General features: G+C 69.6%; 17 protein-coding genes. 11 read left to right on the top strand and 6 right to left on the bottom strand.

Features of this window, described 5'->3' with window-relative positions; all coding sequences use genetic code 11:
- The first annotated feature begins 46 nt into the window (after window positions 1–46).
- From O7617_RS31635 to O7617_RS31620, 4 genes are read left to right on the top strand one after another with little or no spacing between them, the layout of a single operon-like run.
- Window positions 47–1,051: a multicopper oxidase domain-containing protein gene (locus O7617_RS31635; RefSeq protein ID WP_282260176.1), complete on the top strand. Its 1,005-nt coding sequence runs from the start codon at window positions 47–49 to the stop codon at window positions 1,049–1,051.
- A gap of 17 nt (window positions 1,052–1,068) precedes the next feature.
- Window positions 1,069–5,004, top strand: coding sequence for a ThuA domain-containing protein (locus O7617_RS31630; protein ID WP_282260174.1), 3,936 nt, complete (start codon window positions 1,069–1,071; stop codon window positions 5,002–5,004).
- Window positions 5,005–5,012: 8 nt separating this feature from the next.
- The gene (locus O7617_RS31625; RefSeq protein WP_282260172.1) at window positions 5,013–6,539 is read left to right on the top strand and encodes a plastocyanin/azurin family copper-binding protein; all 1,527 of its coding nucleotides are present in this window, start codon (window positions 5,013–5,015) and stop codon (window positions 6,537–6,539) included.
- A gap of 32 nt (window positions 6,540–6,571) precedes the next feature.
- Window positions 6,572–7,549: a hypothetical protein gene (locus O7617_RS31620; protein ID WP_282260170.1), complete on the top strand. Its 978-nt coding sequence runs from the start codon at window positions 6,572–6,574 to the stop codon at window positions 7,547–7,549.
- A 171-nt stretch (window positions 7,550–7,720) separates the two neighbouring features.
- Here O7617_RS31620 and O7617_RS31615 read toward each other — a convergent pair whose 3' ends face one another.
- The 3 genes from O7617_RS31615 to O7617_RS31605 all read right to left on the bottom strand — a co-directional run bounded on the left by O7617_RS31615 (window position 7,721) and on the right by O7617_RS31605 (window position 10,221).
- Complete coding sequence (locus O7617_RS31615) at window positions 7,721–8,197, bottom strand: hypothetical protein (RefSeq protein WP_282260169.1); 477 nt, start codon at window positions 8,195–8,197, stop codon at window positions 7,721–7,723.
- Between the two features lie 321 nt (window positions 8,198–8,518).
- Window positions 8,519–9,097: an HD domain-containing protein gene (locus O7617_RS31610; protein WP_282260167.1), complete on the bottom strand. Its 579-nt coding sequence runs from the start codon at window positions 9,095–9,097 to the stop codon at window positions 8,519–8,521.
- Complete coding sequence (locus O7617_RS31605) at window positions 9,094–10,221, bottom strand: helix-turn-helix transcriptional regulator (RefSeq protein WP_282260165.1); 1,128 nt, start codon at window positions 10,219–10,221, stop codon at window positions 9,094–9,096. The genes O7617_RS31610 and O7617_RS31605 overlap by 4 nt, the downstream gene beginning before the upstream one ends.
- 406 nt (window positions 10,222–10,627) lie before the next feature.
- Between O7617_RS31605 and O7617_RS31600 the strand changes: the two genes are divergently transcribed.
- The 3 genes from O7617_RS31600 to O7617_RS31590 are packed head-to-tail and all read left to right on the top strand — an operon-like array spanning window position 10,628 to window position 11,192.
- Window positions 10,628–10,807, top strand: coding sequence for a hypothetical protein (locus O7617_RS31600; protein ID WP_282260163.1), 180 nt, complete (start codon window positions 10,628–10,630; stop codon window positions 10,805–10,807).
- On the top strand, window positions 10,804–11,022 hold the full coding sequence (locus O7617_RS31595; protein WP_282260162.1) for a hypothetical protein: 219 nt from the start codon (window positions 10,804–10,806) through the stop codon (window positions 11,020–11,022). The genes O7617_RS31600 and O7617_RS31595 overlap by 4 nt, the downstream gene beginning before the upstream one ends.
- Window positions 11,019–11,192, top strand: a complete 174-nt coding sequence (locus tag O7617_RS31590) for a hypothetical protein (RefSeq protein WP_282260161.1) — start codon at window positions 11,019–11,021, stop codon at window positions 11,190–11,192. The genes O7617_RS31595 and O7617_RS31590 overlap by 4 nt, the downstream gene beginning before the upstream one ends.
- A gap of 134 nt (window positions 11,193–11,326) precedes the next feature.
- Here O7617_RS31590 and O7617_RS31585 read toward each other — a convergent pair whose 3' ends face one another.
- Window positions 11,327–12,472, bottom strand: coding sequence for a DUF1996 domain-containing protein (locus O7617_RS31585; RefSeq protein ID WP_282260159.1), 1,146 nt, complete (start codon window positions 12,470–12,472; stop codon window positions 11,327–11,329).
- Window positions 12,473–12,719: 247 nt separating this feature from the next.
- On the opposite strand from O7617_RS31585, the gene O7617_RS31580 reads away from it, so the two are divergent.
- From O7617_RS31580 to O7617_RS31570, 3 genes are all read left to right on the top strand, one after another.
- Window positions 12,720–13,166 carry a hypothetical protein gene (locus O7617_RS31580; protein WP_282260158.1) on the top strand — a complete coding sequence of 149 codons (447 nt, stop codon included), beginning with the start codon at window positions 12,720–12,722 and terminating at the stop codon, window positions 13,164–13,166.
- Window positions 13,167–13,276: 110 nt separating this feature from the next.
- Window positions 13,277–14,539, top strand: coding sequence for an Ig-like domain-containing protein (locus O7617_RS31575; RefSeq protein ID WP_282260157.1), 1,263 nt, complete (start codon window positions 13,277–13,279; stop codon window positions 14,537–14,539).
- 46 nt (window positions 14,540–14,585) lie between these two features.
- Complete coding sequence (locus O7617_RS31570) at window positions 14,586–15,038, top strand: DUF4878 domain-containing protein (RefSeq protein ID WP_282260155.1); 453 nt, start codon at window positions 14,586–14,588, stop codon at window positions 15,036–15,038.
- A 39-nt stretch (window positions 15,039–15,077) separates the two neighbouring features.
- Here the strand turns inward: O7617_RS31570 and O7617_RS31565 are convergent, their stop codons facing one another.
- A complete protein-coding gene (locus O7617_RS31565) occupies window positions 15,078–15,782 on the bottom strand; it encodes an SDR family oxidoreductase (RefSeq protein WP_282260153.1) in 705 nt (234 codons plus the stop codon).
- A gap of 184 nt (window positions 15,783–15,966) precedes the next feature.
- Window positions 15,967–17,061, bottom strand: coding sequence for an ROK family protein (locus O7617_RS31560; RefSeq protein WP_282260152.1), 1,095 nt, complete (start codon window positions 17,059–17,061; stop codon window positions 15,967–15,969).
- A gap of 41 nt (window positions 17,062–17,102) precedes the next feature.
- Here O7617_RS31560 and O7617_RS31555 point away from each other — a divergent pair, with 41 nt between their 5' ends.
- Entirely contained in the window at window positions 17,103–18,329 is a 1,227-nt protein-coding gene (locus O7617_RS31555; RefSeq protein WP_282260151.1) for an MFS transporter, read from the top strand.
- The last annotated feature ends 61 nt before the right edge of the window (window positions 18,330–18,390 follow it).

The following is an 18,390-nucleotide window of genomic DNA, read 5'->3' as shown; positions in this document are numbered from 1 at the left end:
GCACCCTGCCCTCGTCGCGTCTTCGCCCGGTCGGGAACGGAGACCCATGGACGATCACGCTGGTGGCCCTCACCGCCACCTCTCCCGCAGATCGCTGATCGCCAGCGGAGCGCTCGCCGCCGGAGCGCTGGGCGCGTCCGCCCCGGCGATCGGCGCCGCGTTCGGAGGCAGCCCCGCCCGGGCCGCCGCGGGCGTCACCAAGAAGATCACCATCTACGCTGAGCAGTTGCCGGGCAACCTGTTCGGCTACGGCCTGGCACCCGGCCAGGCCACCGTCCCGGGGCCGGTCCTGGAGATGTACGAGGGTGACACCCTGGAGATCACGCTGGTCAACACCACCAGCCAGCGGCTGTCGATCCATCCGCACGGGGTGGACTACAGCACCGACTCCGACGGTAGCCCGTTCAACGCCTCGTTCAACAACCCCGGCGAGACCAGGACGTACGTCTGGCGCTCCCACGAGATGGTGGCCGCGTCGGGTCGGCGGTACATGCCGGGCAGTGCCGGTTACTGGCACTACCACGACCACGCGATGGGCACCGACCACGGCACCGGCGGAGTCGCCAGGGGCCTGTACGGGGCGCTGATCGTCCGGCGGCGCGGCGACATCCTGCCGTCGAAGCAGTTCACCGCCGTGTTCCACGACATGACGATCAACAACAAGATGGCCCCGGAGACCCCGATGTTCGAGGCGAACCTGGGCGAGCGCGTCGAGTGGATCGCCATCGGGCACGGCAACCTGTTCCACACCTTCCACCTGCACGCCCACCGGTGGGCGGACAACCGCACCGGAATGCTGGAGGGGCCGAGCGACCCCAGCCTGGTCGTCGACAACAAGGACCTCAACCCGGGCAGTTCGTTCGGTTTCCAGGTGCTGGCCGGAGACGGCGTCGGACCGGGGGCGTGGATGTACCACTGCCACGTGCAGACGCACTCCGACGGCGGCATGGCCGGGATCTTCCTGGTGCGCAACGCCGACGGCAGCATGCCACCGGGCGCCGAAGAGGCGATCCACCGGTTCCAGGGCCACACCCACACGCACGGAAGCTGACCGAAAGTGGGGACGGGATGACCAGGACGATACGACGAACCCTCGCCGCGGTAGCGGCCGTCGCGACACTGATTCCCGCGACGACGGCGGCAGCCGCGCCGCGAACGGCAGCCGCCCCGCAGGCGGCGCAGGCACAGCGCACAGCGGTCCTCGTGTTCCACGGGCCGGTGGCCGAGCAACAGGACCCGGTGGCCCGCGCGGTGGACACCATCGAACAGCTTGCTGCCGGTCATGACATCGATGTCACGGCCACCACGGACCCTGGCGTGTTCACCACGGCGGGGCTGTCCGCGTACCGCAGCGTGGTCTTCCTCTCCGCGACGGGCGCCGCGCTCAACCGCGACCAGGAGTCGGCACTGCAGAGCTACATGAAGGCCGGCGGCGGTTTCGTCGGCATCGCCGACGCCGCCCGCGCCCAGGTCGACTCGGCCTGGTTCACCGGCCTGATCGGCACCCGCCCGGCCGGCGCCATCCCGGTGGCCGAGCCGGTCGCCCGGGTGACCGCCAGCGGCGAGAACCCGCCGAACGAGACCAAGGAGAAGCTGACCGACGGCGACGCCAACACGAAGTGGCTGGTCCGCACCCCGACCGGTTGGGTGGCCTACGAGCTGGCCGCCGCCAAGCGGGTGACCGGGTACGCCTTGACGTCGGCCAACGACTCCTCCGGCCGCGACCCGAAGGACTGGACCCTGCAGGGCTCCACCGACGGCCAGAGCTGGACCGATCTGGATCGGCGCACCGGCCAGACCTTCCCGGACCGGTTCCAGACCCGCCGGTTCGACATCGCCACCCCGCAGGAGTTCACCCGCTACCGCCTGAACATCACCGCGAACAGCGGCGAGCCGCTGACCCAGCTCGCCGACCTGCGCCTGTTCACCGGCAGCACCACCGCGCCGGAGCCGCCCGCGGTGAACCGTGCGGTGGTGAACATCCTGGACCGCAAACACCCGGCCACGGCGTCACTGCCGCTGACCATCACCCGCTCCGACCGGTGGGACAACTGGGACCCCAACCCGATCGGCGCCGTGCACACCCTCGCCCAGGTGGAGGAGCGGCACTACGACCCGGGTGCGGCCGCCAACGGCCCGTTCCACCCGGTCTCCTGGTGCCGGGACTACGACGGTGGCCGGTCGTTCTACACCGGCATGGGCCACACCGAGGGCAGCTACGGCGAGGAGGCGTTCCGCACCCACCTCACCGGGGCGCTGAACTGGACCACCGGCCGCGTCCGCGGCGACTGCCAGGCCACGATCGCCGCGAACTACAAGGTGGAGCGGCTCACCGCCGCCAACCAGACCGGCCAGCTCGACCAGATCGGCGAACCGCACGGGCTCACCATCGCACCCGACGGCACCGTCTTCTACGTCGGCAAGGCGGCCTGCCCGAGCGGCCCGATCGCGGACTGGAACAACCCGAACGTCGGCAAGGGCTGCGGCACCATCCACTCCTGGGACCCGCGGACCAAGCAGGTCAAGCTGCTCACCACCCTGGAGGTGATGGGCAACCGGGGCAGCGGCTCCGAGCTGGTCAAGAACGAGGAGGGTCTGCTCGGCATCGTGCCCGACCCCGAATTCGCCGAGAACGGCTGGCTCTACGTCTACTGGATGCCGCACGAGTCGATCGACCGGGTGAAGCGGGTCGGGCAGCGCACCGTCTCCCGGTTCACCTACGACCGGCAGGCGCAGACCGTCGACCAGAGCACCCGCAAGGACCTGCTGCAGTTCCCGGTGCAGATCCACAGCTGCTGCCACGCCGGTGGTGGCATGGCGTTCGACGCCGAGGGCAACCTCTACGTCGGCTCCGGCGACAACAACTCCTCCGAGGGGTCGCAGGGCTACTCCGGCAACAACTGGACCCAGGAGTACGAGGGCATCTCGTTCCAGGACGCCCGCCGCACCTCGGGTAACACCAACGACCTCGCCGGAAAGATCATCCGGATTCACCCGGAGGCGGACGGCACGTACACCATCCCGGAGGGGAACCTGTTCCCGCCGGGCACCGAGAAGACCCGCCCGGAGATCTACGTGATGGGCGTGCGCAACATCGCCCGCCTGCAGATCGACCCGAAGCACCAGTGGCTGACCGCCGGCTGGGTCGGCCCGGACGCCTCGTCGCCCAGCCCCACCCTGGGCCCGGCGAAGTACGAGACCGCCACCATCATCACCTCCGCCGGTAACCAGGGCTGGCCGTACTGCATGGGCAACCGGCAGCCGTACCGGGATCGCAGCAACACCGACGCGACGGTCCTGACCGGCTGGTACGACTGCGACGACCTGAAGAACGAGTCGCCCCGTAACACCGGGCTGGTGGACATCCCGGCTGCCCGGGACAACATGATCTGGTATTCGCCCGACGGCGGCGGCCCGGTGTTCCCGAAGCGCACCGACGGCAGCGACCTCCCGACGTACGTCGCGGCCGACGCCACCTACACCCAGCCGTACCTGCGCGGCGGCGGGCAGGCCATCATGTCCGGCCCGACGTACCACCGCAGCCTCGTCGACGCCGACAGCGGTGTGGCGTGGCCGGAGCACTGGGACGGCAAGTGGTTCATCGGCGACCAGTCGAACGCCGCCAACCGGGTCGCGGTGACTGTCGACCCGGCCGGTGTGCCGCAGGCGGCCCCACCGGTGTACGCCGAGTCGCTGCGGGCCATCATTCCCGGCGGTAACGGCGACACCCGGTTGCAGAGCTGGATGGACGCGAAGTTCGGCCCGGACGGCGCGCTCTACCTGCTGGACTACGGCGGCGGGTTCTTCAGCCTGCACCCCAACCAGAAGCTGATCCGGATCACCTACACCGGTGGCGCACCCACCCCGGTACCGGCGGCGAACTCGGTCGCCGTGCAGAACAAGCCCCTGACCATCGCCTTCGACGGTGCCCGCTCCGGCGGGGTCAGCCACCGGTGGGAGTTCGGCGACGGTGCCACGTCGACCGAGGCGAACCCCCGACACACGTACGCCGAGGTCGGCACCTACACCGCGAAGCTGACCGTCACGTACGCCGACGGTGAGAAGGCGACGGTGCAGAGCACGGTCACGGTGGGCTGCGCGGTGCCGGACGAGCGGCAGAACGTGTGGCTCGGCGACACCGACACCGGCGTGCCCAGTCGTACGGTCGGGCAGGGCTGCACGGCCAACGACCTGATCGACGACGAGAGCACGTGGGCCGACCACGACGGTTTCGTCCGGCACGTCAAGGCGGTGGCCCAGGCGTTGCAGGACGACGACCTGCTCAGCGCCCGGGAGGCCGGCACGCTCACCCGGCTGGCCGCCGCGTCCGAGATCGGCCGGGACGGGCACACCGGGTACGAGCCGCTCTTCGACGGCACCGCCGAGTCGCTGCGCGGTTGGCAGCAGGCGCCGACCGGGTCGTTCGCGATCCAGCCGGACGGTTCGTTGCGGCCCAGCGGAGGTCTGGGCATGCTCTGGCACACCAAGGAACTCGGCGACTTTTCGCTGCGGCTCCAGTTCAAGGACATCGCACCGGGCACCGGCCGGGCCAACACCGGGGTCTTCACCCGGTTCCCGGACCTGCGAACCCCTCTGGAGCAGCGCCCACCGGGCAGTTGCGGCACCGTCGGCTCGGCCCGGACCTCGGCCGCGTGGATGGCGATCTACTGCGGACACGAGATCCAGATCTACGACGGTGAGACCGGCGAGCCACAGAAGACCGGCTCGGTCTACAACTTCGACGCGGTGCCGCTCGCCCAGGCCGGCGTCACCCCGAAGAACGAGTGGAACGACTACGAGATCCGCGTCGTCGGGCAGCACTACACGATGATCCGCAACGGCGTGGTGATCAACGAATTCGACAACACGCCCGGCAAACAGTCGTCGCGTGCCGGCGACCCGCCGACGGACCTGCGGCAGTTCCTGCGGGGCTTCATCGGTCTGCAGAACCACGGTGACAACGACCTGGCCGAGTTCCGCAACGTCCGCGTACGGGAACTCTAGGAGAGACGATGCCCCGACGAATGACGGCAGTGCTGGCGGCGCTCCTGCTCACGGTGACCCCGTGGGTGGCGACGCCGGCCTCCGCCGCCCCCCGAGCCGCGGCACAGGTGCTGACCTGGACCGCCGACGGCGACATCACCCGCTACAAGACCGCGCCCGCCACCGCCGTGGCCGGCGAGACCACGATCATCTGGGAGAACAGCGAGGCCACCGGCAACACCATCGGGATGCCGCACACGCTGACCTTCGACACCAGCACCGAGGGTTACAACCACGACGTCACGCTGAACATCCTGGCCAGTCCGTTCGACGCCAACAACGGCCGCCACCAGGCGACGGTGACCCTCACCCCGGGCCGGTACCGGTACTTCTGCTCGATCCCCGGCCACAGCCAGATGGTCGGCGAGTTGGTGGTCACCGAGGGCGGCGGGGGTGGCGACACCACACCGCCGACGGTGACTGCCACCGTGGCGGGTGACCAGGACCCCGACGGCGACTACCTCGGCGCGGCCACGGTGACCGTCACGGCCACCGACGCCGACTCCGGGGTGGAGACCGTCGAGTACCAGGTCGACGACACCAGCTTCGCGCCGTACACCGGGCCGGTGCGGGTGACCGCGATCGGCGACCACTCGGTGCAGTTCCGGGCCACCGACCAGGCCGGCAACACCAGTGCCGTCGGCTCGGTGTCGTTCCGGATCGTCGAACCGGGGCAGGAGGACACCACCCCGCCGGAGGTGACGGCCGCGTTGACCGGCGACCGCGACGGCGACGGCAACTACGTCGGTACGGCCACCGCCACGATCACCGCCACCGACAGCGGCTCCGGTGTCGCCACCATCGAGTACTCGTTGGACGGCGCTGCCTTCACCGCATACACGAGCCCGGTCGTCGTGACAGCGGTCGGGATGCACATGCTGCACTACCGGGCCACCGACGTCGCCGGTAACACCTCGGCCGAGCAGATGTCCCACTTCACCGTCGTCGAACCGCCGGCCGAGGACACCACACCACCCACCGTCACCGCCACGGTGACCGGTGACCGCAACGACGACGGCGCGTACGTCGGCGGCGCGACGGTGACCGTCACCGCCACCGACGCCGACTCGGGTGTGGCGAGCGTGGAGTACGCGCTCGACACCGGCGCCTGGACCGCGTACACCGCTCCGGTCACCGTTCGCGCCACCGGGGCGCACACGGTGCGCTTCCGGGCGACCGACACCGCCGGGAACGCCGCCGCCGAACAGTCGACGACGTTCACCGTGGTGGCCGACGGCACCGACGCCTGCCCCGAGTCCGACACCCGGGCGACGGTGGTCATCGACGGTGACGACACCGGTGTCCGCAACGTCGACACCGGCAACGGCTGCACCATCAACGATCTGATCGACGAACACGCCGACTACCCCGGCCACGCCGAATTCGTCCGGCACGTCGAGGCGGTCACCCTCGCGTTGGTGACCGGCGGAACGCTCGACCGGCGGCAGCAGGGCGCCATCGTCCGGGCCGCGGCCCGATCGGACGTCGGCGCATGAGTCCTCGACACTTCTCGACAGGGAGTACCACGATGCCCGGACGTACCGTCGCCAAGCTGGCCACCGTGACCGCCGTCGTCGCCGCCTCGGTGCTGACCGTGGCACCCACCGCCCACGCCGACCTGGTCACCCACTGCATCGGCACCGGCGGTGCGGTGACCGTGCCCAACGACCTGTACGTGCCGGCCGGCGAGTCCTGCGCGCTGACCGGCACCACGATCACCGGCAACGTCACCGTCGCCGCCGGTGCCAACCTGGTGGTGACCGGCGGCCGGATCAGTGGTGAGGTGCGCGTCTCCGCCGACGGCTACCTCGACGCCACCGAGACCACAGTCGACGGTCAGGTGGTGCTGGCCGCCGGTGGGTACGGCATCTTCCTGAACGACGCCCGGACCGGCACGGTGACCGTGCGGCCGAAGGGCAGCGCGACGATCGACAGCTTCCTGTTCGCCGAGCAGTCGACCGTCGCCGGGAACGTCACGGTCGGAGCCGGTGAGGTCCGGCTCGACCAGGGCACCCAGGTGGACCGCAACGTCAGCAGCACCGGCACCTACTACACCGACCTGCACGACTCGTTCGTCGACGGCACGTTGTCGGTGCTCAACAGCGCCACCGGCAGCGTGGTGTGCGGCAGCGCGGTGCGCGGCAAGGCCACGTTCGCCGGCAACCTGGGCGGCGTGCAGCTCGGCCCGAACGGTGGGCTGGACAGCTGTGCCTCCGGTGGCTACTGGGGTGCCGACGTCAGCATCACCAGCACCACCGGTGGTGTCACGGTGGACGACAACATCATCAACGGCGGATTGACGGTGACCGGTAACGACCCGGTCGCCCAGGTGGCCGACAACAACCGGATCCGTGGCGGCGTGACCGGTGACCAGGCGGCGGCGACCGCCAACCGGGCGGCGCGGGTGGCCGCTCCGGACCGGGAGGCCGTCGGCGACCAGCGGGCCGAGGTACGCCGTACCTCGGCGGTTCAGGAGGCCACCGAGGCGGGTGCGGCGAAGCTCTGACCGATCGACGCGACGGCGGCCGGTCACCCCTCGGGGTGACCGGCCGCCGGTGGCAGTTGCGGCCGACGGGGCTGGGGCACACGGGGGTACGAGACAGCGGGAAATGGCGTCAAGGGTCGACCAGCTATCGCCGATGCGTGGGAAACGCCCCGCGCGCGAGTCGCCGGTCGCTTACTGGTGCCACGCGTGCAGGAACAACGACCGCTCGGTTGCGCCGTTATCAGACGTGGCCTGGGTCTCGACGTTGTCCTCCTCGCGGCGGTGCCAGGTGTAAACCCGGTCTGCGGGCAGCTGCCAGCCGAATTCCGCCGCCCGCTTGTCCCTGATGACCCCCGTTGGCGCGCTGGGGAGCGGCTCCGAGGAGCTCAGCCGGTTCGCTTCGATGAACTGGCTGACACAGTCAGGCGGTGCGGTGACCTTCAGATACAGCTCTAGGCTGCCTGCCCAGTACCGCATCCGCTCCGCGGCACACTCCGGCAGGCTGATGTCGAAATCGGTGAAGACCTCGTCGGGTGTCTTGCTCCAACTGCTGCCCGAGTACGCCCGGTCGTCGAACCGGGTGGTGTCCCGCAGCAGGACGAGCGTGCCCACGAGCCCGATCAGCACGACGACCACGCCAGCCGTGCCACCGATGATCCACTTACGCACGCTCGTCCTCACTCCTGATCAGCCGATGTTGATCGTCTGGGTACCGCTGCGACCGCGGACAGTGCCCGCTGCGAGATGAAGGTTCTGCGCACTGAGCGCTCCTCCCCTCCTAAACCGTGTGCATCTGATGCCGCCCCGGGAACGTCTGAGGTCTGGCATCGGCAGGGCAAAGATCATGCGGTTCCTGGGCCGTCTTAGATGGACCAGCAGTGGCAACCGATGGCCGGCTATGACCCCTCCAAGCCCAGGCCACGGGCATCTCGTCCAGATTGAGCGACTGTGCCCATCGCCGGGATCAATACAACGCCAAGTGTTGAACCCTTACTGCTGCGGTGGGGGTGTGAGCCAAGCGAGGGGTTGTCCGGTGAGGGCGGCGTCGGCGAGGCGGTGGGCGCTGGCGGTCTTCAGGGCGGCTCGTGAGCTGTCGATCCAGCGCTGCACGTTGTCGATGCCTTGGTGGCGGTACTCGACGGCTTGGACGAGGCATTCCAGCTTGTCAGCGTCGCGAGCGACGACAGCTTCCAGTGTCTCGCCGGCTTCGTATTCGGCGACGGCGGCGGTGATGACGTCGGCGACGGCCGGTGGGCAGGTGGCGACCTGGTCGGCGGTGACGGTGGTGTTGGGTACGGCGGTGAGGTAGCGCTTGGCGATGTGGGGGATGTCGGTGATTCGGGTTTCCTGGGTGTCGTGCAGGGTGCAGAGCATCGACACTCGGGCTGGGTCGGCGCCCTCCATGGCGGCGAGCATCATTCCGATGAGCGCTGTTCGGAAGGAGTGTTCGGCGATGGATTCGGGTTGCTTGACGCCGGCGAACCACCAGCCGGTCCGGGCGGCGCGTTTGAGGACGCCGGCTTCGAAGATGAAGTTCATCGCTCCGGCGGCTTCGTGGTCGTCGGTCATCTGCCCGTCCCTGTGCCGGTGAGTCCGTCCGCCCGCAGGCTGTAGACGATAGAGGTTAGTTCCTTCCGGGACTGCGCGGAGATCCGGTCACTGTCCAGCAGCGGGACACTGCGGTCGAGGAGCGCCCGAGTCACGGTGGGGTTGTCGAGGGCGAGACCGCGTCGTGCGGCCAGCAATGCCCAGACGTTGTGGATGTTGAGGTCGACGAAGGGATGCGCTGGGTCGAGGCGCTGGACCAGGTGCCGAAGAAGGATGGAGCCATGCCAGTCCGTGAGCGCTTCGGGCATGAAGGAGTCGTCGCGGTGGCGGTACGGGATCTCGCCCACCCAGTAGGCCGAGTAGTTGAGCGCTGCTCGCTCGCAGGCGTCGTCAGGGTGTGCGCGGGCGATGAAGTCTCGTAACGGTTCCGGGTCGCCCTGGTTGGCGAGGGACGTGACGACGGAGCGGGCGTCGGGCCACAGCGGTGACCAGGTGCGAAAGGTGGTCGTGCGGCGTGCTCGGGCGGTGGTTTGGGTGAGCCAACCTGTTGCTGCCTTGGTGGGGTCCATGCCGGCGAGGAAGCAGGCTTGTCGGTGCAGCAGCACGTTCCGATGCCGTCCGGTTGCGGCGCGATCGGCGAGGACATGAAGGTGGGCGAAAAACGCACGCTGCTCGTCGGCGGACAGGGTCGGCCCGGACGCGACTGGACCCCGCCGGGGACGGGCGATGGGCCGCCCTCTGGCGAAGGTCGGTGTCTGCCCGAGGACGGCCCAGAGGATCAGGTCGCTCAGGCGGTGGGTGAGTACGGACCAGCCCAGCGGATGTTCGGCGATGTCGCAGCGGGCCACGTGTTCGTTGAGGACAGCGGCGAGGATGAGATCCGCCTCGGCGGCGTCGTCGAGTGCTGCGAGTAGGAGGGTGTTCGCGCCGAGCCGTCCGAGCCGGCGTCGGACGGTGATCGCCTGCCCGAGCGGTACCGCGGTGAATGGCCGGCGCCCGGATTCCCAGCTCTGCACGGTCACGCGATCGACGTCCAGGTCGACGGCGAGCTGCTCCTGGGTGAGCGGGATGGACTCCCGGATCAGCTTGAACAGGTAGCCGGTCACCGCGCCGTGATGGGGTGCTGCTCGTCTGCGACCTGTCATCTATCGCCCCTACGTTGACCCGTGGTCGACGTTCCGCCGTGAAACCCAAAGCTGCGGCAGCCCATCTGGCCTGCTCACGCGTACTGCGGGTGAGTCCCACCATCGTCGTCGTGATCGTAGCGTCGCAGTTACCGAACGTTCCAGATCCGGTCCCGTCGGTTCGGGGTCGGCCGTGAAGTGCTGCCCGGTGGAGGGAGCCAGCGATGCGGGACAGGACACCACTATGGCGACGAGTGACCTACGACCAGTATCTGATCGCGGTCGCGACGACTCTGGCACGGCGACACCGCCCGGCGTGGTCGTGGCCGAAGTGGAGGTGGACCTGCCGCTGTGGGGCGGAACTGCCCTGTCGCAGCCGAAACCGCATCCCGATCAAGCGGACGCACTGGCCCGTCGAGGAGGAGCAGTGAGCAGCGAAGCGGAGCTGCGGATCCTGGTCTCGCATGTGCCGGGCAAAAGTGGTTTGTGCGCCGGCTGCCGGGCGTGGTGGTCGCGGCTCACGCCGTACGCGTGCCGGCAGGTGGACTGGGCGACCCGCCGGCAGGCGCGGTCGATGACGGTGGCGCTGCTCGGAGGCCGCGCATGACGACGCACGGCCCGGTGCTGCCGATCTGGAGCTGCGGCGGCTGCGATGCGCCCTGGCCCTGCCGCACGCGGCAGCACGAGCTACGCGCCGAGTTCGATGACGCTCCGATATCCCTGGCCCTCTACCTGGGTGCCCAGCTGGTGCGGGCCTCCGAGGACCTGATCGGGGTGCCGGCGGGTGCGCTGCATAGACGCTTCCTCGGCTGGCTCCGATGAGCATCCTGCGGCCCGGCGACGAAAAGTTCCACTACAGCGACGGCTCACACAAGTGGATCCCACCGGACCCGGACTACGACCAGGAAGTTTGGAACGAACAGGTCCGCCAACACAAGCACGGCCACCTGAGAAACGTGCACCCGAAGGTGCGGATGCAGCGCCTCGTCTGATGCCGGGTCGCCGACTAGGCGAGGCCTCCGGTCTTCAATTCCGCCCGGTGGCTGAGCCGTCCACTGGAGACCTCGCTAGGTTTCGATCACTGGCCCGCGACGATCCGCGGGCCAGCTCACATCGACCGACCGCTCTAGAAGTTACCGGCCGAGTTGCACTTCACGCCCTGGTCGAGGCAGTTGCGCACCCGTGCGGCGAGCGCCTCGTCCTTCCACGCGTTGAAGAAGTCCGCGTGCATGGAGAACGAGGTGCCGGACGCGAGGGTGATGCCGTCGGTGTTCGCGCTCAGCGGGTACGAGATCACGAAGGACACCGAGGGGACCGGCACCGGGTGGCTCTTGGGGCAGGCGCCGGTGTGGTCGCCGTTGGCCATGTGCGCCTTGTGGTCCGGGCTGTCCAGGTGCTTGCCGTCCCAGCAGTCCGGGAAGGTGATCTGGCGGACGATGTGCGCGGTCTTGGCGCAGACCGGGAAGGTCTTGTCCGCGCTGCGGCCGACCTCGCCGCCGATGCCGGCGCACCAGAAGTGGTTGCCCTGCTTGTCGGGGGTGTCGACCTGGTTCTTGGCGTTACCGGTGATCATCCGCAGGCCGAACGGGAAGGGCTGGGTCTTGCTCGGGTCCTTCAGGCGGGATCCGTAATAGACGGTCACCTCCGTCGGGTCGACGACCTTGCCGTTCTGGTACATCGTCGGCACCCAGTAGGCGGACTGGTCGTCCGGCGAGTTGCAGGTGGTCGCCTTCGACGCCCGAAGAGACTCGGCCGTCGAGTTGGCGTCGGTCGACCGGTTTCCCCAGAAGGTGTGGTTGTGGGAACCGCCCACCAGCTTGGGCAGCACGATCGGGTCGTCGCTGTTGTGGTGGCTGACCGTGCAGCCGACGTTGAACTCCGGCACCTTGACCGGGTTGCCGGTCACCGGTTTCGGCTTACGCGCGAAGAACGCCTTCGTCGCGGCTGCCTGCCCGGCCGGGTCGATGGTGATCCAACCACCGGAGGCGGTGGGCGGGGCGGCGCTGGTCGACGGGTTCGCCGGCTTGCCGGAGGCGGACGGGGCCGCCGAGCCGCTCGGCGCGCCCGGCGTGGCCGACGCGTCGCCGGGGGCGGCGGACGTGGGCGTCTGCGGGCCGGACGAGCCGATGCCGGTGTCGCTGGACGGGCTGGACGCGCCGGGCGTGCCGGGCGTGCCCGGCACCTCCTTGCAGCCACCGGCGAACGCCACGCCCACCACCAGCAGGGCGGTCAGGGAACGGCGAAGCCTGGGAGTGGATCGTACATTCAACAAGAGGGGTCACCTTTCTTCCGAGAAGGAAGAGTACGAGTCGAGCCCCTCATCGAATGCGATCGAGACGATTAAGTCTGCCTTAAATATCGCTCTGCGATTGCTCGATCCGCTTTCCGGAGCGGTCGCGCTGTCGTATCGATCTCATTTCCCTGATTCTTGTCAAAAAACTGTAATCGAGCGTTGGGTGTTCACTCCAACTCAGGGGCGCGGGGCAGCGCCGCGGGGCTTCGGCGAATAGTCTGCCCGCATGTCGTCGTCACGTGGGGCTGTCGTTGCCCGGCAGGTGTGCCGGGCGTTGGCCGCCTGCGCGGTGGCCGGAGCCTGGGCGGTGCTGGGCTACGGTTTGTTCTCGTCCGGCGACGCGCAGGTGTGGGGGGACCTGGAGGCCGGTGGCCGGGGCGCCGCCAGTATCGCCGTTTACCTGCCCTACTTGGCCATGACCCTGGTCGTCGCCTTGGTGGTCCTCTGCGGGCTCGTGGGAAAACCAGACGTGTTGTGGCCGTTGGTGGCGACGACCGTGGCCATCGGGCTCTTCTCCTTCTGGGTGAGCCTTCAGTACTACCTGTTCCCGGCTCAGCCTCACCTCTGGGCGTCCGTCGCGTGGTGCTTCGTCGCCGACGCGGTTGCCGCCGCGTCCCTGGCCGTGGCGTGGGCGACGTCCTCCGCCGACCGAATTCAGCCCGCCGCCCACTGAGCGCGGTCGGCACTTTTCCGACTTTCCTTCATGATTGCCGGAAACGGCGCGGTACGTGCTCCGGGGCGGAAGAATTGCGGCCACGGAAACGCGAGAGCCGGGGGCGTTCGATGGGGTTGAGACGACGGATGGCGCTGGTGGTGGTGTCCGTCGTGGCCACGCCTCTGGCCGTCGGCGGATGCACCACCGAGCGGAAGGCCGCCGTGCGGTCCGTCGAGCAGGAGGTGCCGGCGCCGGAGCCGAAGGTGACGGTCACGCCCGCCGACCGGTCACGCGACGTGCCGGTCAGCGCCGAGGTCACCGCCCTGGCCACCGGCGGAGAAATCGTCGTCGTACGCATCGCCGACGACCGGGGCATGCTGGTCAGGGCCGAACGACGGGAGGACGGCGCAACCTGGGTGCCCACCGTTCCGCTGCGACCGGCGAGCACCTACACCGTCGAGGCGACCGCCGTCGGCGACTCCGGCCGGACCACCACCCGCACGGCGACCTTCACCACCACGGCGGCGTCGACGAAACCGCAGGTGACCAGCACGTTGTACGTCGCCGACGGCCGGACGTACGGCACGGCGATGCCGGTGACCGTCGGATTCGATCCGCCGATCGCCAAGAGGGCCCGCGCCGAGGTGCAGCACCGGTTGTTCGTCACCACCGACCCACCGCAGCCGGGGACCTGGTCCTGGGTGGACGACGGCAGCCAGGTCTACTACCGCGCTCCCGACTTCTGGCGGCCGGGGACGACGGTCAGCGTCCGGGCCGCTCTGGAAGGTCTGCCGATCGGCGGGAACCGGGTCGGTGACACCGACCGCACCGCGACGTTCCGGATCGGGCGTCAGGTGGCACTGGAGATCGACAACGCCGGCAAGCAGATGCGCGTGCTGCGCGACGGCACGGTGATCCGCAGGATCCCGGTCAGCCTGGGCAAGGCGAGCACTCCGACGTCCAGCGGCAGGATGGTCATCATGGAGAAACACCAGCGCACCACCTTCGACACCCGTGGCGAGCCGAACGGCGGCTACGTGGTGAACGTCGCGGACGCGCAACGCCTCACCTGGGGCGGTGAGTTCATCCACGGCGCGCCCTGGTCGGTGTCGGATCAGGGACACCGCAACGTGTCGCACGGCTGCACGAACGTCTCGCCCGCCAACGCCGACTGGCTGATGAAGGTCACCCAGGTCGGTGATCTGGTCACCGTCACCGGCACCGAGGTCCGGCTGGAGGCGGGCAACGGTTGGACGGCCTGGAACACCAGTTGGGAGCAGTTCGTCAAGGGCAGCGCACTGCCCGTACCCGATGGTCTTCGGCCGGTCCCGACCGCGACGCCGCGCCCGGGCGGCTCACCGACGCCGGGGCCCACCGCCTCCACCGGCTGAACCGGCAGCCGTACGACGCTTGCCCGCCGTTCCTACCCTTCGGGCCATGACGTACGAGCCCATGATGGTGCCTCAGTCGAAGCCCAACCGGACCGCTCGTACCGTCCTGATCGTCGTCGCCGTGGTGCTGGTGGTGTGCTGCGCGGTGGGTGCCTGCGGCGGTTTCTGGTTCTACCGCAGCGTCAAGGCTGCCGTCGAGCCGGCCCGGGTGGCGGCGACCGGCTTCCTCGACGACGTGCAGGCCGGTGACTACCCGGGCGCGTACGGGCGGCTGTGCGACGAGGTACGCGACACCATGACGGTGGAGGACTTCACCCGGGTCCAGTCCGCCCAGTTGAAGATCAGCAGCTACGAGATCGTCGGCGTGAACGTGAACAACCACAACGGGCGCGTCACCGCGACCGTCACCGTCACGGCGGTCCAGCAGACCACCGGCGCGCAGTTCACCCAGGGGTTGGCCCTGGTCAAGGAGGACGACGAGTGGCGCGTCTGCCAGTGAGCACGATGTCGTGGGCGACGCTCGCACCTGCCCTAACGACTACCGCCCGGTCGGGGCGTAGAAGGCGCTCGGATCGTTGGCGAGGGACGCCTTGACGTACGCGCTCCACTCGTCGGCGAGGACCTCGATCCGGCCGGCTTCGATGCCGTCCAGAGCGACGCGTACGACGTCGGCGGGGTCCATCTTGTCGCCTTCGTAGTGGGCCATCATGTCGGTGTCGGCGGCGCCCAGGTGCAGGCCGCTCACCAGGGTCCCCTGGCCGGCGAGTTCCAGCCGGATGCCGTTGGTGAGGCTCCACTCGGCCGCCTTCGCCACGCCGTAGGCGTTCGCCCCGTCGGAGGAGAACCACGACAACGCCGACAGGACGTTGAGGATCGCCCCTCCGCCGTTCGCGCCCAGCACCGGTGCGAACGCCCGGACCATGCTCAGGGTCCCCCAGAAGTGCGTGTCGAGCTCGGACCGGATCTTGCCCAGGTCCCCGTTCACCAGGTTGGTGAAGGTGGTGATGCCGGCGTTGTTGATCAGCAGGGTGACGTCGGACGCGACGGCCGCCGCCTGCTCGACGGATCGCGGGTCGGTGATGTCCAACCGGAGCTTCTCGACACCGGGAATGTCGATCTGCTCCGGGTTGCGGGCCGTGGCGTACACCTTGGCCGCGCCGCGTTCCAGCAGCTGTCGGGCGAAGTGCCGGCCGAGGCCACGGTTGGCGCCGGTGACCAGCGCGATCGAATCGGAGATCCGCATGACTGCCTCCTGGCAGGTCGAGGGCGAGCGCTACGGGAGCCACGCTAGAACCTGACATTGACGTGAGATGCAAGTCGTGTGGCCGGCGTCACCGGCAGGGCGCGCGGTGATCGGCGGCCACGCCGCGTTCGGCGTGTCGAGCCGGCCACCTGCCAAACGATCAAGGGGGCCGCGGTGGCGGCGCTCAGATCGGGGCCAGCTCCGGCACCCCGAAGTGCTGGTCGAGCACCTGCATCGCAGCACCAGCGGCGATGGCGTCCGCGCCGAGGCTGGACACGGTCACCGTGGTGGTGAGCCACGTCGTGCGTCGCGCGTCGGCCCGCACGGCCTCGGCCACCGCCGTGAGATAGGTCTGCGGATGCCGCAGGAGGTCCGCGCCGGCCAGCACCACGTGGGCGAGGTCGAGGGTCTGGAGCAGGTTCACCACACCCACCGCCACGACGCGGGCGGCCCGGGCGATGTCTCCGGACTCGGCGGCGTGGTGGTGCACGACCTCCAGGCATCCGTACCGTCCGCAGACACAGCGGGGTCCGTGCAGGTCGACGACAGTGTGGCCGAATTCCCCCGCGTTGGTGTGCGCGCCCCGGTGGGCGGTGCCGCCCAACCAGAAACCGCCACCGATACCCGACTCGATCATGATGAGGGCCGCGTCACCGAACGTCGCGCCGTGCCGCCAGGCCTCGGCCGTGATCCCCGCGGTGACGTCCTTGTCCAGGTGGACGGGCAGGTCGAGGTGCTTCTCGGCGAGGTCGCGCAGCGGTACGTCGTGCCAGTGCCGCAGCCCGTGGGCGCCCCGAACGAGGCCGTTGGCGTGGTCCAGCGGGCCGATCATGCCGATGCCCACGCCGGTGAGCCGGGCCCGCACGTCGCCGCTGCCGGTCATCGCAGCGATGCCGGTCGCCAACGCGTCGAGAAGCTGCTCGGGGGTGAAGTCGCCGGGCAACGGGCTGACCGCCGAGTGGCGTACGACACCGGCCAGGTCGACCAGGACCAGCCGCAGTGTGCGCCGGGCCACGTGGGCGCCGATGGCGTACCGGCTGTCCGGGACGAGCTCGTAGACGACGGCGGGTTTGCCGATGCCCGTGCGACGCACACCGGTGGGACGGATCAGGCCGTCGCCGGTCAGCCGGGCGATGACCTTGGAGACCGCCTGCGGGGTCAGCCCGGTCGCCTCGACCACTGTCGACCGCTCGAACGTGCGCGCGGCACGCCCCAGCGCCATGACCCGCGCCTGGTTGTAGCCGCGCAGGAACGTGACGTCGGCAGTGATACGAGTCATCTCGACACTCTATTACGCAACGCTGTTGCTAAATTTTCTCGGTGATCGGGATGAGCAGGGGACGACGGGTGGCGGCGCTGGTCGCCCTGGCACTGGGCGGCGTGGCGATCGGCCTGACCGAGTTCGTGGCGATGGGCCTGCTGCCCGACATAGCGCGCGGCCTCCTCCCGCAGGAGTACGCCCGCTCGTCGTCGGACGCCGTCGCCAGCGCCGGCTGGATGATCACCGCGTACGCGCTCGGTGTGGTCGTGGGCGCGCCACTGATCGCCGCGCTGAGCGCCCGCCTCCCGCGCAAGAAGCTCGTGCTCGGACTACTCGCGCTCTTCACCGTCGGCACCGTCGCGTCCGCGATCGCCCCCACCTTCGACCTGGTGCTGGTGGCCCGGTTCGCGGCCGCGTTGCCGCACGGCGCGTACTTCGGCGCGGCCGGCCTGCTCGCGGCGACCCTGATGGGCCCCGGCAACGAGGCCCGCGGCTTCGCCATCGTGCTCAGCGGTCTGACCGTGAGCAACGTGGTCGGCGTACCCCTCATCACGCGGCTCGGGCAGGCGGCCGGCTGGCGCGTCGCGTACCTGGTCATCGCCGGTGTCTTCGTGCTCACCCTGCTGGCGGTCCTGGCGGTCGTCCCGGAGGTCGCCGCGGCGGTCGACGGGTCGCCCGCCGCCGAGTTGCGGGCGCTGCGGACGTCGCAGGTCTGGCTGGTCGCCGCGACCGGCGCGATCGGGTTCGCCGGCTTCTTCGCGGTGGACACCTACATCGCACCGGTCACCACCGACGTCGCCGGTCTCTCGGCCGCGACGGTGCCCTGGGCGCTGGTGGCGGTGGGTCTCGGCATGACCGTCGGCAACGCCCTGGGTGGCTGGTTGGCGGACCGCGACCTCCAGCGCAGCATGGTCATCGGCTTCGTCGCGATGATCGTGAGCATCGCGACGTTCAGCCTCGTCGCGTCGAGCCCGGTCGGCCTGTTCGTCGGCGCCTTCCTGGTCGGCGCGACGAGCCTCTACCTCGGGCCGGTCCTCCAGGCCCGGCTCATCACCGTCGCCCCGGGAGCGCAGTTGATGGGCGCGGCGCTCAACCAGTCGGCGATGAACATCGCGAACAGCCTCGGCGCGGCCCTGGGCAGCGTCGCCATCGCCGCCGGCCTCGGTTACCTCGCACCGGCCTGGGTGGGCGTCGTCCTGGCGGTCGTCGGGCTCGCCCTGGGAGTGGTCAGCTTCGCGGTCGGGCGGCGCGAACGGGAGCGGACCCCGGCCACCGTCGCGGGCTGAGGCGGCCGGGCCGCTGCCGACCGGGCTGAGGCGGCCGGGCCCACCCTCGCGGGTTGTGGTG

The organism is Micromonospora sp. WMMD1155 (genome assembly GCF_029581275.1).
GTDB lineage: Bacteria > Actinomycetota > Actinomycetes > Mycobacteriales > Micromonosporaceae > Micromonospora.
Note: the sequence above shows the minus strand (reverse complement) of the source record. Positions and strands in the feature narration are given on the sequence as shown.